Here is a 14712-nt window from a genome sequence, read left to right as displayed (position 1 = left end):
TTCTACCGGGAGGCGCGCGCGGAGAGCGGGGTGAGGCGCTGGAAGGCCGACGCGGGCTGCAGGCCGACCATCAGTCGCCCGTCGACCAGCCACGCCGGTGTGCCGTCCAACCCGAGTTGGCGGCCGATCCACTCGGCCTGGCTGACCGCCCCCACGGCGGAGCCGTCGGCCAGGGCGAAATGCAGGGCGCGCACGTCGACGCCGACCGCCGCCCCGACCCGATCGATGACCGCCTGGTCGTCGATGGCATCCCCCGCGACGAAATGCGCCTCGAACAGGCCGCGCTGAAATTCGCCGAACGCGGCGGCCTGGTTGCGCCGCACCCACTCCGCGGCCGCCAGCGCCGGCCGGGAATGCGGGAGCCGCCGCGGCCAGCGCAGCGCCAGCCCCGCCGCTCGGGCCTCCTGTTCGAGCGCCGCGTACCCCCGCCCCTGGCCCGGCTTGACCGGCAGGCCACCGCGCGGCATGCCCGGGTGGGCCTGGAAGGGCAGCGCCACCACCTCGAACCCCGCCTCGATCAGCAGCGCGTTCCTCGACTGCCCGACGTAGGAAAACGGGCAGGCGAAGTCATACCAGTGCAGCACCCGGCGCCGCTGGTCGTCATGCCAGTGCTCATTCATGGCTTGCTCCCTCCCTGCGGTCTCGAAAATCGTCGCGGTGTGCGCCGCACTCGCGAATCAGCTGATCGGTCACTCGGGTCAGCAGCTCTTCGGCGTGCTGGATGCAGCGCCGGGGATCGGGCTCGAGTTCGCCGAGGGTGCGCACCGCGGTGAACCCCGCCGCGCGCGCCTGCGTACCGGTCAGGGTCGACACCCCCGCGATGGCAAGGGTGGGCACGCCATGTTTGTGGGCGCGCCGCGATACCCCGGTGGGCGCCTTGCCGCGCAGGGATTGGGCGTCCAGGGATCCTTCACCGGTCAGGACGAGCTTGGCGCCCATTAGGTTTCGGTCCAGCTCGATCAGCTCGAGAATCAGCTCGATGCCGGGACGCATCCGCGCGCCCAGCACGGCCAGCGCGGCGAATCCCACGCCGCCGGCGGCGCCGGCCCCGGGAGCGTCGCGGCAGTCGGTGTGGGTGACCCGGTCGACGAGGTTCGCCCAGCGGTGAAGACCGCGCTCCAGCGCCGCCACCTGTTGCGCGTCGGCACCCTTCTGTGGCGCGTACACGGCCGCGGCGCCGTGGGGTCCGCACAGCGGGCTGTCGACGTCGGCCGCCAGAGTGAACGCGCTGCCGGCGATGGCCGGGTGCAGTTCGCTGAGGTTGAGGTGCACGGCGTCGGCCAGCCCGCGGCCGCCGGGTCCGATCGGCTTGCCGCGGCGGTCGAGGACCGCCGCGCCCAGGGCCATGAGCATGCCCGCGCCGCCGTCGGTGCTGGCGCTACCGCCGATGGTGATGACGATGTCGCGGCAGCCGTCGTCAAGGGCTTGGGCGACAACGCTTCCCAGCCCGTAGCTGGTGGCGGTCATCGGCGCCGGTGTGGCCGTGGGCAGCCGCTGCAGGCCGCAGGCGTCGGCCATCTCGATGACGGCGCGCCTGCCCATCCGGGCGTAGGCGGTTTGTACGGCCGTCCCCGTCGGCCCCTTGACGTAGGCGGGGATGCGTTCGAACCCGGCGGCCAGGACCGCGTCGAGGGTTCCCTCCCCGCCGTCGGCGACGGGGCAGGCGACGGTCGTGACCCTGGGGTCGGCGCGCCACACGCCGTGCGCCATCGCCCGCGCGGCCTGCTGGGCGGTCAACGACCCCTTGAACTTGTCGGGCGCCAGCACGATGTGACCGCTCATGAAACGACCATCCACCCGAGCCAGGAGGTGCTCTGCAAATACACCAGCACGCACATCAGGGCGAGCAGCAGCATGCTCCACTTGAACACCTTGCGGAACAAATCGCCTTCCTTGCCCTTCATCTGCACCGCGGCGGTGGCGATGACGAGGCTCTGCGGCGACAGCATCTTGCCGATCACCCCGCCCGAGGAGTTGGCCGCCGCCAGCAGGGTCGGGCTGATGCCGGCCGCGTGCGCGGCGCTGACCTGCAACACCCCGAACAGCGAATTGGAGGAGGTATCCGAACCGGTCACGGTGACGCCGAGCCAGCCGATGACCGGCGAGACGACGCCCAGCAGCGCACCGGCGCCGGCGATCCACAGGCCCAGCGTGGTGGTTTCGCCGGACAGATTCAGCAGGTAGGCGAGCGCTAGCACCAAGCCGACTGTTAGTGCGGCGCTGCGCAATTGGATGGCCGCGCTCACATACGCACGTCCCGCCTGGCCTGCCGAGGTGCGCAGCACGAGCATGGTCAGCAACCCGCTGATGAGCAGCAGCGTGCCTGCGCTGGAAAGAAAGTCGAGCTTGAAGACGGCCAGCGCGGAGGGTTTGTGCGCGGCGTTGGCCACGTGCAGACCGGGCCAGGCGAAGCTGGTGCCGCCATGCTTGAGCAGGGCGGTGAACGGCTTCCACATCGAGAGCGTGAAGATCGCGGTGACCATCACGTAGGGCGCGTAGGCAAGCACGACGTCCTTGCGCGAGTCGATCACCTCGTCACGCACTCCGCTCGCCGGCCGCGCGGTCAACACCGACACGTCCGAGCGGTCGACGTGCGTGACGGCCAACGGCGCTGTCACGCCTTCGGATTCGGGCCGGCCCGCCGCTTCAAGGGTTGCGCCGTGCACTGGAGCCTGCGGCCGCCAGACCCGCAGCAACAACACGATGGAACCGGCGCTGATGATAGATCCGGCGATGTCGGTGAGCTCGACGGAAAAGAAGTTCGAGCAAAGGAACTGAACGATCGCATAGACGCCGCCGCCCATCGCCGCGGCCGGCCAGGCCTGCCTGAGGCCTTTTCGGCCGTCGACCATGAAGATCAGGACCAACGGGACGATGCAGGCCAGGATCGGGGTCTGGCGACCGACCATGGCGCCCAGCGCGTCCAAAGACAGCCCGGTGACTCCCGAAAGCGCGACGATCGGAATTCCCAAGGACGCGAACGCCACCGGGGCCGTGTTGGCCACCAGCGCCACGGCGGCGGCCTTCAGCGGCGAAAAGCGCAGGGCGACCAGCATCAGCGACGTGATGGCGACCGGGGTGCCGAAGCCGGCCAGGCCCTCGATGAGCGCGCCGAAGCAAAACGCGACGATGACGGCCTGAATCCTGTGGTCGGGTGAGATGGACGCCATCGACCGGCACAGCACGTCGCGATGGCCGGTCTGGACGGTCAGGTTGTAGATCCAGATGGCGTTGAGCACCAGCCACATGATGGGGAACATCCCGTAGGTGAACCCCAACAGCGCCGAGTCGGCGACCTGCGCCGCCGGCATGTGGTAGACGCCCCACGCAATCAGCGCGGCCGTGGCGACCCCGACGGCGGCCGCGATGGGCGCCCGCACCCGAAGCCCCCCGAGGAGCACGAACATGATGACCAGCGGCAGTGCGGCGACCGCGGCGCTCCAGCCGAGGGAGTGGGCGATCGGTGTGTAGTCGGGCTGAAACATGCTAGAGCACCGCCCCGGGGTTGAGGATGTTCTGCGGATCGAGCGCGTGCTTGATGCGGCGGGTCAGGTCCATCACGTCGGGCCCGACCTGGTCGGGCAGCCAGGGTTTCTTGAGGCGTCCGACGCCGTGCTCGCCGGTGATGGTGCCGCCGAGTCCTATTGCCAGGTGCATGATCTCGCCGAAGGCGAGGTGCGCGCGCCGCGACTGGTCGGGGTCAGCCGGGTCGTGCACGATCAGCGGGTGGGTGTTGCCGTCGCCGGCGTGGGCGATGACGGCGCAGACGATGTCGCGGTCGGTGGCGATGGCCTCGATGCCTTCGATCAGCGCGGGCAGCGCCGGCAGCGGCACGCCGACGTCCTCCAGCAGAAGGTCGCCCAGGCGCTCGACGGCCGGAATGGCGAATCGCCTCGCGGCCGTGAACGCCTCGCCCTCCACCGGGTCGTCGGTGGCGAAGACGTCGGTCGCGTTGGCGTGCACGAAAGCTTGTGTGATGAAAGCCAATTCGTTCTCCCGGTCGCCAGGCGAGTCGGACTGGGCGATGAGCATCGCGCGCGCGTTTCGGTCCAGGCCCATCTTGAAGTGGTTTTCGACCGCGGCGATCGCGGTGCGGTCCATGAATTCCAGCATCGCCGGGCGCATCACGCGGGTGATGTCGCAGATGGCGTTCGCGGCGTCGCGCACCGAGGAGAACGACGCCACGACGGTGCTGGCGGGCGGTTGCGGCGGCAGCAACCGAAGGGTGAGTTCGGTGATGACCCCGAGCGTCCCCTCGCTCCCGACGAACAGCTTGGTGAGCGAAAGCCCGGCGGAGTCCTTGAGGCGCGGTCCGCCGAGTCGCACCACCGTTCCGTCAGCGAGGACGACCTCGAGTCCCAGAATGTAATCCGTTGTCACGCCGTACTTTACGCAGCACAGGCCGCCCGCATTGGTAGCGGCGTTGCCCCCGATGGAACAGAACTCGAACGACGACGGGTCCGGCGGATACCACAGCCCGTGTTCGGCGACCGCGCGCTTGACCTCGGCGTTGATGAGGCCCGGTTGCACCACCGCGGTGCGCGTGACCGGGTCGACTTCGATGTTGCGCATCAGCTCGGTCGACAGCACGATGCCCCCGTCGACCGCCGTCGCGCCGCCCGACAGCCCGCTGCCCGCGCCGCGGGGCACCACCGGAACGTTCTCGGCACTGGCCCAGCGCATCACCGCCTGCACCTCCTCGGTGCTGCGGGCGCGCACCACCGCGAGCGGCCGCCCCGCGTCGGGGTCCTTGGCGCGGTCGCGCCGGTAGCCTTCCGTGACATCCGGGTCCGTTATCGCGTGGACGCCGGGGATGCCGAGGACGAGGTCGCCACTGCGCTCGTCTAATGCCGTCATTGGCGGGTGTCCTTCCTGTGGCAAGCCAGCAGCTCCCTTGCATTCCGTGATATGGAATGCCAATTTCAGTCGATTCAACGTGTCATGGCTCACGTTTGCGTGTCAAAGGAAACCAACGTTGTCAGTACAACTGGCGCGAATCCTGAAGCGCGCAAACGGCTTTACGACCCGACCCCGGCTCGGCGGGGGGTTGACACGACGGCGGCACATGGCATTGACTTATTCCGTATTTCGAGGATTTGATTTCGTATTACGGAATTGCCGGGTCCCGTGTAGCGCGGGCCGATAGTTGTTGGGGCGCGCCGGCGTGCCGGCGCCCGCCACGGGAAGGACTGCGGTGGCGACTGCGACCTACACGGTGAACTGTTCGATCGTCTTCCCCGACCTGCCGCTGCTCGCGCGGCCGGCCGCCGCCCGGGAGGCGGGCTTCGAGGCGGTCGAATTTTGGTGGCCATTCGCCGAACCGACGCCGCCCGACGCCGACGTGGACGCATTCATCCGCGCGATTCACGACGCCGGGGTGCAACTGAGCGGGCTGAACTTCGCCGCCGGCGACATGCCCGCCGGCGACCGCGGCATCCTGTCCGATCCCGCGCTGGTGACCGCGTTTCGTGACAACGTCGACGTCGCCGTCGGCATCGCCAAAACGCTGGACACCCGGGCCTTTAATGCGTTGTACGGCAACCGCATCGAGGGCACCACGGCGGCGGTCCAGGACGACACGGCGGCGGACAATCTCGCCTACGCCGCCCAAGCGGCTCGACGCATCGGCGCGACGGTGCTCATCGAGCCGGTCAGCGCGGCGCCGCGATACCCCATTCGAACCGTGGCCGACGCGGCCCGCGCCATCGACCGGGTGCGCGACCGCGGCGGGCACGACAACCTGCGAATACTGGCCGACCTGTATCACCTCTACGTCAACGGCGACGATGTCCCCGGCGCGCTTGCCGCCCACGCCGATCGGATCGGGCACGTCCAAATCGCCGACGCGCCCGGACGCGGGGAACCCGGCACCGGGAAGATTCCGCTCGGCGACTATCTCGGGGCCCTGCTCGACCGCGGGTACGGCGGCTACATCGGCCTGGAGTACCGGCCGACCCGGCCCGGCCCCTTCGACTGGCTGCCACCGGCCGAGCGTGGCCGCGGCGGTCTCAACATCGAATCCCTCGCCACACCGGCAGGATTGAGGAATCAATGAGCACCATCGCTTTCATCGGCCTGGGCATCATGGGCAGCCCCATGGCGTGTCACCTGGCACGCGCCGGCCACGACGTCATCGGCTACAACCGGTCGCCGGCGCGCACGGCGGCGCTGGTCGAGGCCGGCGGAACCGCGGCGGAGTCGATCGAGGAGGCGGTGAAGGACGCCGAGGTCGTCGCCGTCATGGTTCCCGACTCCCCCGACGTCCAGGACGTGTTGCTTTCGGAGGGCGGCGTTTTCGACCATGCGCATCCCGGGACGCTGGTGATCGATTTCTCGTCGATCCGGCCCGACGTGACCGTGCAGCTCGCCCGCGAGGCGACCCGGCGGGGGCTGCGCCTCATCGACGCCCCCGTCTCCGGCGGCGAGGTGGGGGCCAAGAACGCATCGCTGTCGATCATGGTCGGCGCCACCGACGACGATTTCGCCTCCGCCAAGCCGATTCTCGACGTCGTCGGCAAGACGATCGTGCACGTCGGCCCCAACGGATCGGGGCAGACGGTCAAGGCCGCCAATCAGCTGATCGTGGCGGGCAACATCGAACTGCTCGCCGAGGCGATGGTGTTCCTGCGCGCCTACGGCGTCGACCTCGACGCCGCGGTCAAGGTGCTCGGCGGCGGTTTGGCCGGTTCGGCGGTGCTGGACCAGAAGGCCGCAAAGATGTTGAGCCGCGACTTCGAGCCGGGCTTCCGAATCGAGCTGCATCACAAGGACATGGGCATCGTGACCGGCGCGGCCCGCGAGGCGGACGTGGTCATCCCGCTGGGCGCGCTGGTCGCTCAGCTGATGGCCGCCGCGCTCGCCAACGGCGACGGTGCGCTGGATCATTCCGGCCTGCTGCTGGGCGTCGAGCGGCTGTCGGGGCGCGGGGAGGGCTAGCGTAATGACGCGAATGCGCACGGTCGACGCGGCCGTCAAGATCCTCGAAATCGAAGGCGCCACACAAGCGTTCGGCCTGCCCGGCGCGGCCATCAACCCCTTCTACTCGGCGATGCGCGCCCACGGGGGCATCCGGCACGTGTTGGCGCGCCACGTCGAGGCCGCCAGCCACATGGCCGAGGGATACACCCGCGCCGCCGCCGGCAACATCGGCGTGTGCATCGGCACCTCCGGCCCGGCCGGCACGGACATGATCACGGGGCTGTATTCGGCCGGCGCCGATTCCATCCCCATCCTCGCGATCACGGGCCAGGCGCCCGTGAACAAGCTGCACAAGGAGGACTTCCAGGCCGTCGACATCGCCGCGATCGCGGCACCGGTGACGAAAATGGCGATGACGGTCCTCGAACCCGGGCAGGTCCCCGGCGCCTTCGCCCAGGCCTTCCACCTGATGCGCTCGGGCCGGCCCGGGCCGGTGCTGATCGATTTGCCCATCGACGTTCAGCTGGCCGAAATCGATTTTGACCCAACGACATACGAACCGCTGCCCGTCTACAAGCCCGCCGCGTCGGCCACCCAGATCGCCAAGGCGCTCGACATGCTGCAGACGGCGCGGCGGCCGCTCATCGTCGCCGGCGGCGGCGTCGTCAACGCCGACGCGTGTGACCTGCTCGTCGAACTGGCCGAACTGCTGGGCATCCCGGTGGTGCCCACGCTGATGGGCTGGGGCGCGATCCCCGACGACCATCGGCTGGCCGCGGGGATGGTGGGCCTGCAGACGGCCCACCGCTACGGCAACGCCACCATGCTCGAATCCGATTTCGTCCTGGGCATCGGCAACAGGTGGGCCAACCGGCACACCGGCGGGCTGGACACCTACCGGCGCGGCCGGCGCTTCGTGCACATCGACATCGAGCCCACCCAGATCGGCCGGGTCTTCGCCCCCGACCTGGGCATCGTCTCCGACGCCAAGGCCGCGCTGGAGCTGCTGGTGTTCCTCGCCGCAAAGCGCGCCGCCGCCGGGACACTGCCCGACTGGAGCGCGTGGGTCCGCGACTGCCAGCACCGCAAGAAGACGATGCATCGCAAGACCCACTTCGACGACGTCCCGATCAAGCCGCAACGCGTCTACGAGGAGATGAACCGGGCCTTCGGCCGCGACGCCCGCTACGTCACCGCAATCGGGCTCTCCCAGATCGCGGGCGGCCAGTTCCTGCAAGTCTTCAAGCCGCGGCACTGGATCAACTGCGGACAGGCCGGACCCCTCGGGTGGACCGTGCCCGCCGCGCTCGGCGTGGTCGCCGCCGACCCCGCGGCCACGGTGGTCGGGCTCTCGGGCGACTACGACTTCCAATTCCTGATCGAGGAGCTGGCCGTCGGCGCGCAGTTCAACCTGCCGTACGTCCACGTCGTGGTCAACAACTCCTACCTCGGCCTGATCCGCCAGGCCCAGCTCAACTTCGACATGAACTACTTCGTCTCACTGGCCTTCGACAACATCAACGCCCAGGAGTCCGGCGACACCGACCTGCCGAAGGGATACGGGGTCGACCACCGAGGCGTCGTGGAAGGGTTGGGCTGCAAGGCCATTCAGGTCACCGAACCCGACCGGATCGGACCCGCCCTCACCCGGGCGCAGCGACTCGCGCGCGAACACAAGGTGCCCGTGGTGGTGGAGATCTTCTTAGAGCGCATCACCAACATCGCGATGGGCACCGACATCGACAACATCGACGAATACGGAGAATTGGCGACCTCGATCGACGACTGCCCGACCGCCGCGTTGCTCTACGACTAGCCGCCGGGGCGCCTTGTGGCTGGCCTTCGTTTCGTGATACGAAATAGCCCGTTCAAAATGACGGGCTCCCACCCGGGGCGGATCGGAAGCGGTGATGGCTCGCGACACTCGCGGAACTCGAGGCACGGGCGGTGTTCAGTCGGTTGAGCGGGCATTCGAGCTGCTGGAGATCTTGGCCACCATGGGTGGCACGGGCGCGCTCGGCGATCTGGCGGCGCGCGCGCACCTTCCGGCCCCGACGATTCACCGGCTCGCCCGCACCCTGCTGGGCATGGGCTACGTGCGGCAGCTGCCCAACCGCAACTACTCCTTGGGCCCCAAGCTGATCCGGCTGGGTGAAAGCGCCGGTCAGCTCGTCGGCGTGTGGTCGCGGCCGCACCTGTTGGAACTGGTGGAGCGCACCGGTGAGACCGCGAACATGGCGCTGATGGACAACGACATGGCCGTCTACGTCGCCCAGGTCCCGTCGCCGCACTCGATGCGGATGTTCACCGAGGTCGGCCGGCGCGTGTACCCGCACTGCACCGGTGTGGGCAAGGCGCTGCTGATGCAGCTGCCCGACGACGCGGTGCGGGCTTTGGTGTCGCGCACCGGGATGCCCGCGCCGACCGAGAACGCCCACACCACCGCCGAGGAATTGCTGGCCGACATCCAGCTGTGCCGATCGCGGGGCTATGCCGTCGACGAGGGCGAGCAGGAGGTCGGCGTGCGCTGCTTCGCCGTCCCGGTGCCCGACGCGCCGTCGCTGACCGCGATCTCGATCTCCGGTCCCGCGGCGCGCGTCACCCTGAAATCCGCGGCCGAGGTGACCCCGCTGCTCAAGCGCGTCGCGCGCGAGATCGCCTCGGAATTCGACAAAGAGGCCGCGCCCTAGCTTCAGGCGTGTCGCCCCGCAACCTTTAGACGTCGGGCAGGCGCTTGCTCAGCGCCTCCATCGTCAGCAGTTCCCGGCGCTCGTCGTCGAGGTAGGGGATGCCGATGCCGTACTCCTCCCAGCGGGCGGCCACGCGGGCCTCGAGCTCCGGGGCGATTTTGTTGATCGCCGGGTAATGCCGCCCGCCCCACTCGGGGCGTGGCTCGAACTCCCAGCTGCGGGTGGCGTCGACGAGCACCCGGTGCCATTCGCCGCTGCCGTACTTGGCCATGTTCGCCTTCTCGGGAGGGGTGGACGGATCGAGCGGTGAGCCCAAAGTCGGCCCGTAGAAGGTGATGTCGCCGAGGCCCGCATTGACCCGGTAGGCCAGGGCCCAGTCGAGCGCCTCGGGGTCGTGGATGTCGATGTCCTCCTCCACGACCATGACGTGCTTGTAGAACCAGCCCGACCCGCTGGTACCCCACAGCGCCGCGGCGACCTGCTGGGCGTGGCCTCGGTACGCCTTGCGGATCTGCACCACGATGTTGGTGCCGTTAGACACCTGCGACATCCACACGTCGGTGACGCCGCCAATTCCCGCGCCCTCGAGCAGATTCCACGCGATCGCCGAGCGCGCGTAGTTGCACATGGAATCCTCAACCAAAAAACCGGGCCGCATCCCCTCGAGGGTGCCGCGTAGGATCGGATCGTTGCGGTGGGTGATGCGGGTAACGCGCAGAACAGGTGTCGGCGCCGGGTGGCCGTCGAGGTAGCCTGGGTACTCCGCGAACGGCCCCTCCTCCATGAAAGTGGCGGGATCCGGGTCGAGGTAGCCCTCGACGACGATCTCGGCGCTCGCCGGAGCGTGCAGCGGCACCGATTCGCAGGCCACCAGGTCGACGGGGCGGCCCAGCAGGGCGCCCATCATGTCCCATTCGCAGACGGCCTTCGGGAACGGACTGCCGCCGCAGAACGGCAACACGTCGTGCCACCCGTACACGACGGCCACCGGCATCGGTTTTGGCTTGTACTCCTGGAAGTGGCCACCCCAGCCTTGGGTCGGCACCATCAGTTTTGCGATCTTGTCGCGGTCGACGATCATGCCGCGGTAGACCCCGATGTTGTCCCGCCCGGTCACCGTGTCCTCGGTCACCACCCCGCAGAACGTGTCGATGTAGCGGCCGCCGTCGGTGGCATGCCACTTGGGAGCGGGAAACTGCCACAGGTCGATGTCGTCGCCGGAGACGATGTTCTCCTTGACGGGGCCGGTCTGGACGACGCGCGGGGCGACGGGGGTATTGAACGCGTCCTTCAGGTGACGCACGATCGCCGAGTCGCTGGTGTCTTCAGGCAGGCCCAGCAGGAGCTGAATTTGGCGCCGGTTGCCGATGGCCGATGTCAAAAACTTCGTGCACCTTGTGCTCTCATGACCGACGATGTTTTCGAACAATAGCGCGGGCCCGCCGAGTGACAGGTTGGCGCGGGTGATCGCGCCGATCTCCTCGTCCCAGTCGACGCGGGCGGTGACGCGGCGCAACTGGTTCGCGGCCTCCAGGGTGGCCAGCCAGCTGCGCAAATCGGGACCGGCCTCCCCCGCCACCGACCGGTCCGTGAAGGCGCTTGTGGCCGTGCTCATTTCGCTTCCTCCGCGGCCAGCAGCAGCCCCGCGTCGGTCACCGACGGCTCGTCTTTCCAGCGTTTGATCAGTGAGTGCTCGATGTCAAGCTGGTCGAGGATGCGACCGACGACGCTGTTGGTCACCTCTTCGACGGTGGTCGGACGGGAGTAGTACGAGACCGTGGGCGGGAAGATCACAGCGCCCATGCGGGCGAGGTGGTGCATGTTCTCCAGGTGGATCTCGCTCAGGGGAGCCTCGCGGGCGACCAGGACGAGCCGGCGGCGCTCCTTGAGCGTGACGTCGGCGGCGCGGGTGATCAGGTTGTCGCTAAAGCCGATTCGGATGGCGCTTAACGTCTTCATGCTGCACGGGCAGACGACCATGCCGTCGGTGCGGAAGGATCCACTCGAAATTCCGGCCGCGAGATCGCGGGCGCTGTAGGAGCGAAAAGCGAGCCCGCGCACCTCGTCGACGGTCTGGTCGGTTTCTAGCCTGATCGTCGCACGAGCCCAGTCGCTGAGAACCAGATGAGTCTCTACCTCCAGCTCCCTAAGAACTTCGAGCAGCCGGATGCCGAGAGCGGCGCCGGTCGCTCCAGTCATGGCAACCACTAAACGCATCGTTCTGTCCTTCCAGCTAGGCAACCCGGACGGGCCCATGGTTTCGACGTCGACCGGTGCGGCGGCGTTGAGGTCTGCAGGCGACACGGCGGCGGCCGGGGGCGCGGCGACGGTGTCGTGCGCCGATTGCCGACGCACGAGGCCCCACAGAATCAACGCCACGGAAACGAGGAAGGCGTAGCGCATGCTACGGAATCCGAGCAGCACAAGCCGCTCCTGCCGCGGCGTTCCGCGGTGCCCCTCCGACAGGGTGGGGTTCGCGGCGGCCGTACCGAGGGCGGCGCCAAGCGCGGTGAACAGCCAGTTGCCATACGTGCCGTAGAGCGCCGTCCATCGGGCCGCCCGGCGCATGGCGGCGGGGAGCTCGACCTCACCCCATATCGCGCCCAGTGCCATCAGGAAGGTGCCATTCATGACGCCCTCTAAGTGAGCCGAAAGCGCCATGCGCATGTTGGCGAAGCGCCGCTGTTGCGTGCCGGTCACCAGCCCGATGAAAAACAGGAACACGCCGTGCCGTATCAGTCGACGGTCGGCCGTAGGCGTCTGGGCCATGCGGCACCTCCTCGGGCGACCAGCCGCCTACGCCGTCCCGTTCTCGGATTTGAGCAGCCACGCCTCTTTTTCCAGCTGATCGATTATCGCGTGCAGGAGATCAGCGGTCGAGGGATCGGCGGCATCGACGTCGTCGTGCACGGTGCGGATGGTGCCGACGACGGCGTAGATGCGGTCGGTGATCATGTCCACCGTCTCGGTGGCGCCGACCAGGCCCGGCGGTACGGCGGGGACGGTCGTCGTTGCGACAACGGTGTCGGAGCGCCCGTCGGGAACGGCGTCCAGCGCACGCATGCGTTCGGCAATGGTGTCGCTGGCTTCGCGCGCGGCGTCGACGATGCCGTCCAGCTGCAGGTGCAGGTCGCGAAAGTTCGTTCCCACGAGATTCCAGTGGGCCTGCTTGCCTTGCAGGTGCAACTCGATCAGGTCGACGAGCACTTGCTGCAGGTCCTGGAACAAGCTGGCCGGGGCGCGAAAAGCGTGCACATCGCCGGCGTTACGCCGGTTGGCGGACAATGAGGTCGTCATGGGGTTCCTTTCAGTCGGCGGGCTGGATAGCGGCGACGAGCGCTGCCAGGTTCATCGAGGACCGCGACCTCCGCAGCGCGGGCAGGTCTTGCGGGCGTAGTCGTGCGCGGGGCCAGTATTCGGGTGTCATCGCCACTTCAATTCCGTTGTCAACCCGAAGCATGCCGCGCGCCGGCGCGCCGTCGCATCCGCCGGTGGCCAGTCGAGTTGGCCCCGCGCATGAGCGGGCGACCGGGACGGCTCGCACGAACGGCGGCGCTGATATCACTGGTCAACTATCGACCGGCGGACGAAGCCGCGAACCATGAGTTTGCGACGTGATTCCCACAATTTGCGCATTTTTGCGGGCCTGTGCGGCGCGGGCCGCCGCGCTGTCCAATCGGTATGCCGGGAATGCCGCGCGCTTGGCTTCCAGAAAGGAGCGACGCGCTGGTATCCGTCGCGCTTGTCGCCGCCGCCGGAGCATCGCGACGCGACCGCCTGTTGTAGCGCGAATCTTCGTAGCGGCGTGTGCATCGTGTTCAGGAGAGGGCCTGCCGGCGGTAATCCGTTGCGGTCATGCCGAGGCGCCGACGCATCACAGCCGCGAGATGTTGAGAGCTCGAAAACCCGCATCGGTGCGCGATGTCGGTGATGCTCAGGGAGGGGTTTCCCAGCAGCTCGCAGGCGCGCAGGAAGCGGCGGTTCATCAGCCACCGATGCGGCGGTTCGCCGGTGCCCTCACGGAAGATGTCGCCGAGGCGGGCAGGTGACAAGTCGACCACTTTAGCGAGCTGGTCGAGGCCGACGTCGTCGGATAGGTGTGCTTCGAGGTATTCGATCGCGCGCCGCAGTCGCCAATCCCGATAGCCCGGGCCGCGGCCGCCGGCCAGGGCCGGCGACCCGGACACGCTCGAGTGTTGTCGAAGGAGCCGGATAACCAATTGTTGGCCGAGGACGTCGATCATCATGCGTGAACAGCCGTCACCGGATGTCATTTCACGGATGATCTGTCGGCAGATCGACTCTGCGATGGGGTCATTCGAGCACATCGGATCGATCAGCCTCACCGTTCGACCGGATGGTATGGCGCCGCTTTCCACCGCCAGGCGCTCGACCAGCGTGTGCGGCACATAGACGTGCAGGTAGGAGAACGGATGCTCGGCGGCGAATATCGCTCTGGGTTGCTCATGGGCCACCACAAAGTTCATATGAAAAGCCGGATGGATGCGACTCCATCTCCGCCGCCCATCCGCGAAGTAGGTGTGGCGGTGGCGACCACTAATTGACATCACAATGATGTCGGTGTCGCGATTCGCGTGGCTTTGCAGTTCGTAGAGCGGTTTACCTTGGAAGCGCCAGATGGCCGCTGAAAGGCTTCCACCGGCTGCCGCGATGCGCCGCACCGGCGCAAAACCGAGCGGAGCGGCGACGTCGTCGGCTGTCAGGATGCCCCGTGGGCTCACCGCAGTGCCCCCGAATCCCGCGCTGGCACTGCCGATGTGGGACGACGCCGGGGTATCGGGGTCGGTGCATGGGTGAGCGCCTCGCTCAATTCGGCTGTCTCCTTGGCGATGACGGCGTGACCCCGGTAAAGCCGGGTGCCAGTGGCGGTTCTTCAGTCAAGCTTCGCGGAAGGTCGTTCTAAAGTTCGGCGTTCAGTATGGGTTCGGCCCGGCGCGACCACCCGCGATAACGAGACACATTTCCCACAGATAGCGCCATCGCGGCGCTCTTCCCCTGGCGTCCCCGCTCATCAACGGCCGGGCACGCAGCCTCGGGCCGCACAATGTGGTTGCCGTGGCCCCACGAAACGGCCCAACCGAAT

At 68.1% G+C, this 14712-nt stretch carries 12 protein-coding genes; 4 read left to right on the top strand and 8 right to left on the bottom strand.

The genetic code is table 11. The annotated features are described in order from the left end of the window. Positions 1-2 precede the first annotated feature (2 nt). Genes AWC19_RS10665 through AWC19_RS10650 form a run of 4 tightly spaced genes read right to left on the bottom strand, consistent with a single transcriptional unit; the run spans position 3 to position 4857 of the window. On the bottom strand, positions 3-620 hold the full coding sequence (locus tag AWC19_RS10665) for a DsbA family oxidoreductase (protein ID WP_085078020.1): 618 nt from the start codon (positions 618-620) through the stop codon (positions 3-5). Continuing rightward, a complete protein-coding gene (locus AWC19_RS10660; protein ID WP_085078019.1) occupies positions 613-1782 on the bottom strand; it encodes a glycerate kinase in 1170 nt (389 codons plus the stop codon). Before AWC19_RS10660 ends, AWC19_RS10665 begins: the two co-directional genes overlap by 8 nt. After that, positions 1779-3485 carry an L-lactate permease gene (locus AWC19_RS10655; RefSeq protein ID WP_085078018.1) on the bottom strand — a complete coding sequence of 569 codons (1707 nt, stop codon included), beginning with the start codon at positions 3483-3485 and terminating at the stop codon, positions 1779-1781. Before AWC19_RS10655 ends, AWC19_RS10660 begins: the two co-directional genes overlap by 4 nt. A gap of 1 nt (position 3486) precedes the next feature. Continuing rightward, on the bottom strand, positions 3487-4857 hold the full coding sequence (locus AWC19_RS10650; protein ID WP_085078017.1) for an FAD-binding oxidoreductase: 1371 nt from the start codon (positions 4855-4857) through the stop codon (positions 3487-3489). Positions 4858-5194: 337 nt separating this feature from the next. On the opposite strand from AWC19_RS10650, the gene AWC19_RS10645 reads away from it, so the two are divergent. The 4 genes from AWC19_RS10645 (at position 5195) to AWC19_RS10630 (ending at position 9608) form a co-directional block, all read left to right on the top strand. Further along, on the top strand, positions 5195-6055 hold the full coding sequence (locus AWC19_RS10645) for a hydroxypyruvate isomerase family protein (RefSeq protein ID WP_085078016.1): 861 nt from the start codon (positions 5195-5197) through the stop codon (positions 6053-6055). Beyond that, positions 6052-6936: a 2-hydroxy-3-oxopropionate reductase gene (locus AWC19_RS10640; RefSeq protein WP_085078015.1), complete on the top strand. Its 885-nt coding sequence runs from the start codon at positions 6052-6054 to the stop codon at positions 6934-6936. The genes AWC19_RS10645 and AWC19_RS10640 overlap by 4 nt, the downstream gene beginning before the upstream one ends. Before the next feature lie 4 nt (positions 6937-6940). Beyond that, a complete protein-coding gene (gene gcl / locus AWC19_RS10635) occupies positions 6941-8734 on the top strand; it encodes a glyoxylate carboligase (RefSeq protein ID WP_085078014.1) in 1794 nt (597 codons plus the stop codon). Between the two features lie 94 nt (positions 8735-8828). Continuing rightward, the gene (locus AWC19_RS10630) at positions 8829-9608 is read left to right on the top strand and encodes an IclR family transcriptional regulator (RefSeq protein WP_085078013.1); all 780 of its coding nucleotides are present in this window, start codon (positions 8829-8831) and stop codon (positions 9606-9608) included. Positions 9609-9633: 25 nt separating this feature from the next. Here AWC19_RS10630 and AWC19_RS10625 read toward each other — a convergent pair whose 3' ends face one another. The 4 genes from AWC19_RS10625 to AWC19_RS10605 all read right to left on the bottom strand — a co-directional run bounded on the left by AWC19_RS10625 (position 9634) and on the right by AWC19_RS10605 (position 14350). Next, on the bottom strand, positions 9634-11223 hold the full coding sequence (locus AWC19_RS10625; protein ID WP_085078012.1) for a UbiD family decarboxylase: 1590 nt from the start codon (positions 11221-11223) through the stop codon (positions 9634-9636). Further along, positions 11220-12377 (bottom strand): UbiX family flavin prenyltransferase, encoded by a 1158-nt coding sequence (locus AWC19_RS31585; protein ID WP_276042643.1) that lies wholly within the window; start codon positions 12375-12377, stop codon positions 11220-11222. Before AWC19_RS31585 ends, AWC19_RS10625 begins: the two co-directional genes overlap by 4 nt. Positions 12378-12404: 27 nt before the next feature. Next, positions 12405-12905, bottom strand: a complete 501-nt coding sequence (locus AWC19_RS10610; RefSeq protein ID WP_085078011.1) for a Dps family protein — start codon at positions 12903-12905, stop codon at positions 12405-12407. Between the two features lie 521 nt (positions 12906-13426). After that, positions 13427-14350 carry a helix-turn-helix domain-containing protein gene (locus AWC19_RS10605; protein ID WP_085078010.1) on the bottom strand — a complete coding sequence of 308 codons (924 nt, stop codon included), beginning with the start codon at positions 14348-14350 and terminating at the stop codon, positions 13427-13429. Between the last annotated feature and the right edge of the window lie 362 nt (positions 14351-14712).

The organism is Mycobacterium palustre, from assembly GCF_002101785.1.
GTDB classification, from domain to species: domain Bacteria; phylum Actinomycetota; class Actinomycetes; order Mycobacteriales; family Mycobacteriaceae; genus Mycobacterium; species Mycobacterium palustre.
Note: the sequence above shows the minus strand (reverse complement) of the source record. Positions and strands in the feature narration are given on the sequence as shown.

Coding starts and splice junctions, on each gene's coding strand:
- AWC19_RS10625 (WP_085078012.1), bottom strand. CDS start 11,223: ATGAGCACGGCCACAAGCGCCTTCACGGACCGGTCGGTGGCGGGGGAG.
- AWC19_RS10655 (WP_085078018.1), bottom strand. CDS start 3,485: ATGTTTCAGCCCGACTACACACCGATCGCCCACTCCCTCGGCTGGAGC.
- AWC19_RS10610 (WP_085078011.1), bottom strand. CDS start 12,905: ATGACGACCTCATTGTCCGCCAACCGGCGTAACGCCGGCGATGTGCAC.
- AWC19_RS10665 (WP_085078020.1), bottom strand. CDS start 620: ATGAATGAGCACTGGCATGACGACCAGCGGCGCCGGGTGCTGCACTGG.
- AWC19_RS10660 (WP_085078019.1), bottom strand. CDS start 1,782: ATGAGCGGTCACATCGTGCTGGCGCCCGACAAGTTCAAGGGGTCGTTG.
- AWC19_RS10640 (WP_085078015.1), top strand. CDS start 6,052: ATGAGCACCATCGCTTTCATCGGCCTGGGCATCATGGGCAGCCCCATG.
- AWC19_RS31585 (WP_276042643.1), bottom strand. CDS start 12,377: ATGGCCCAGACGCCTACGGCCGACCGTCGACTGATACGGCACGGCGTG.
- AWC19_RS10630 (WP_085078013.1), top strand. CDS start 8,829: ATGGCTCGCGACACTCGCGGAACTCGAGGCACGGGCGGTGTTCAGTCG.
- AWC19_RS10650 (WP_085078017.1), bottom strand. CDS start 4,857: ATGACGGCATTAGACGAGCGCAGTGGCGACCTCGTCCTCGGCATCCCC.
- gcl (WP_085078014.1), top strand. CDS start 6,941: ATGACGCGAATGCGCACGGTCGACGCGGCCGTCAAGATCCTCGAAATC.